The following is a 2846-nucleotide window of genomic DNA, read 5'->3' on the forward strand; positions in this document are numbered from 1 at the left end:
GCTGTTCGGCGGCGGGGCCGTACAGCGACCAGGCTTTGCGGCGCACGCTGCCGCCGACCACCATCAGGTCGATCTCCTCGTTGTTGGCCAGTTCGAAGGCGATGTTGAGCGCGTTGGTCATCACCACCAGATCCTTTTTCCCCGCCAGCTGCGGCGCCATTTGGCTGGTGGTGGAGCCGGAGTCGAGGATGACGGCGTCGCCGTCTTCAATCAGCGCCGCGGCCGCGCAGGCGATGGCGTGTTTGACGTCGCGATTGATGCGGCCCTTGTCCTGCAACGGGCGGTCGAAGGCGAATTGTTTGTTCAACATGGCGCCGCCGTAGGCGCGCACCGCGCAGCCGTGTTTTTCCAGCTGGCGCAGATCGCTGCGGATGGTGACGCTGGACACCGAAAACTGCTGGCTGAGCTGCTCCACGCGCACCGTGCCCTCGCGACACAGCTGGTCGATAATTAATTCCCGGCGTTTTGCGGTATTGATCATTAACGCAGACTCCTGATTTACCTGTAGCCGTGCCCGACCGCGGCTTAATAAGCCGCAGCGATACCGACCGGAGCGCTTTCAGTTGTTCGTGGCGAATTACAGCAAACGAAACACTGAAATGCAATCGATTAATTTTAAAATATCTATATCTATCAGTTGGTTATATTTGATTTTGCTTTCGGTTGGGCGGCAACCGAAAGCAGTGTTAACGCAAAGTGAAAACGGCAAATTCGTTATTTTTCAGTCGCCAATTCCCAGCGCTTATTCATTCAGTCCGTCGATGCCGAAAGCCGCAGCGATCGCTCGACAATCTCCGGGCTTTCACTGTTTTTTTATGCCGGCGCGCGTAAAAGCGCTGCGCCGCGCACGCCGCTGCTGTCACCGTGCACCGGCGGGAACACCGCCGCCGGCTCCATGCCCGGCAGCAGCCAGCGCCGCATCGCCGGCGGCAACAGCCGGTAAAGCTCGCCGACGTTGGACAATCCACCGCCCAGCACGAAGGCATCAACGTCCAGCAGCAGCTGTAAGCCGGCCAGCGCGCTGGCCAGGATGTCGACGTAGATGGTCATCAGCCGCTGCGCGAGCGCATCACCGGCACGATAGCAGGCGACCAGCGCCGGCACGTCAGCGGCCGGATGGGTGAAATGGCGGCTCAGCGCCAGCAGACCGCTGCCGGAGACGTAGCGTTCAAAGCAGCCGGTCAGCCCGCAGTTGCAGCCGAACAGCGGCAGATCGTAACGCTGCGCCAGCTGGGCCGAGATTGGCATATGTCCCCATTCGCCCGCCACGCCGCTGCGCCCCTTGTGCAGTTGCCGGTTCACCACCAGGCCGCCGCCGGCGCCGGTGCCGATGATGGCGCCGAACACCAGCGGCAGGTGCGCGGTTTGCGGCGTGCTGGCTTCCGACAGCGCGAAGCAGCGGCAGTCGTTCTCAATAGCGATCGGTCGCGCCAGCGCCTGCGTCAAATCATCCGCCAGGCAATGGCCGGTCAGGCAGGGCACGTTGACCGCCAACTGGCGGCGGCTGACGGGATCGGTGATCCCCGGCAAACCGATGCCGATGCTGCCGCGCGTGTGCAGTTCGCGATCCGCCTGCTCGACCAGCCCGGCGATGCAGGCCACGAACTCGCCGTAATCGCCGGTTGGGGTGCGCACCCGCTGGAGCAGCACCTGATTGAGCCGGCGATCGTAAGCGGCCATTTCAATTTTGGTGCCGCCGATGTCGAAGCCGTAACGCATCTCTGTCGTGGCCATGCTTTAGGCTCCACTCAGGGCGATCACCGCCGCCTCGCGGCGGGCGCGTTCGGCGGCAAACACCATCAGGTGGCTCTCCAGCGCTTCCGCCGGGCCGGCCAGCACCTGGCTCGGATCGTTGGCGCGAATGGCCGCGATAAAGTGCTGCATCAGGAAGTAGTCGCCGCCGCCGTGGCCGGCCATGGCGTGCAGATCCTGGCCGGCGTCGGTGTCGTAATGCGTTTCGCCGTCGTCGAGGAACGAGGTGATGCGGATATGGCGGCCGTCGCCTTCCAGGCAGCCGCGGCTGCCAAAGATGCGGGTGTGACGATCTTCGTGGCGGGTAAAGGCCGTCATGGTGAACGACGCGGTGCGGCCGCCGGCGAACTGCATGTTGACCACCTGATGGTCGACCACGTTATTGTCGCAGCGGTAGACGCAGCGGCCGTAAGGCCCGTCGCGCAGCGCCGCCCGCAGCGTCGTCTGGTCGGGTTCCGGCGTCAGCACGCGCAGAAAACCGGGCGTGGCCTTGTGATCGTCGCCCAGATAGATGCGTTTGGCGGAATAGGGGCAGTTTGCCTCTACCGCGCAATCCAGGCAGTTGTCCGCCGCGCCCGCCGGTTGGTTTTCCTGGCGGAAGTGGCGCAGGTTGCCGAAGGAGCTGACCTGTTCGCAGGGTTGCTCCATCACGTAGCGGATCCAGTCGATGTCGTGGCAGGATTTCTGCAGCAGCATAAAGGCGGCCTGCCGATCGTTGCGCCAGTTGCCGCGCACGAAGGAGTGCGCCTGATGCCAGTAGCCGACCGGTTCCAAATGTTGCAGGCTGACGATGTCGCCGATCGCGCCGTCGCGCAGCAACTGTTTGAGCTTTTGGGTATAGCGGGTGTAACGCAGCACGTGGCCGACCGAGAAGATCAGCCGTTGGCGCGTCACTTCGGCGACGATGGCGCGGCACTCGTCGGCGTCCGGCGACAGCGGTTTTTCCAGCAGCATGGCGTAGCCCTGGCGGGCGAAGGCCAGCGCCGGTTCCAGGTGCATCTGATCCTGGGTGCAGATCAGCACCGCGTCGGCCAGCTTGCCGGCGTCGGCGGCCTGACGCCAGTCGGTGAAGACGTTTTCCGGCGCGATGGCAT

3 protein-coding genes are annotated in these 2846 nt (G+C 63.7%); all 3 read right to left on the reverse strand.

Features of this window, described 5'->3' with window-relative positions; all coding sequences use genetic code 11:
• Positions 1–481, reverse strand: a 481-nt coding sequence (locus tag ADK28_RS10315) for a DeoR/GlpR family DNA-binding transcription regulator (RefSeq protein WP_048795611.1), incomplete at its 3' end; no start/stop codon positions are given.
• A gap of 332 nt (positions 482–813) precedes the next feature.
• Entirely contained in the window at positions 814–1719 is a 906-nt protein-coding gene (locus ADK28_RS10320) for an ROK family protein (protein WP_048795613.1), read from the reverse strand.
• Between the two features lie 18 nt (positions 1720–1737).
• On the reverse strand, positions 1738–2846 hold a 1109-nt coding region (locus ADK28_RS10325), incomplete at its 5' end, for a Gfo/Idh/MocA family protein (protein WP_048795612.1).

The organism is Serratia sp. 506_PEND, from assembly GCF_001076875.1.
Lineage (GTDB): Bacteria > Pseudomonadota > Gammaproteobacteria > Enterobacterales > Enterobacteriaceae > Serratia > Serratia marcescens.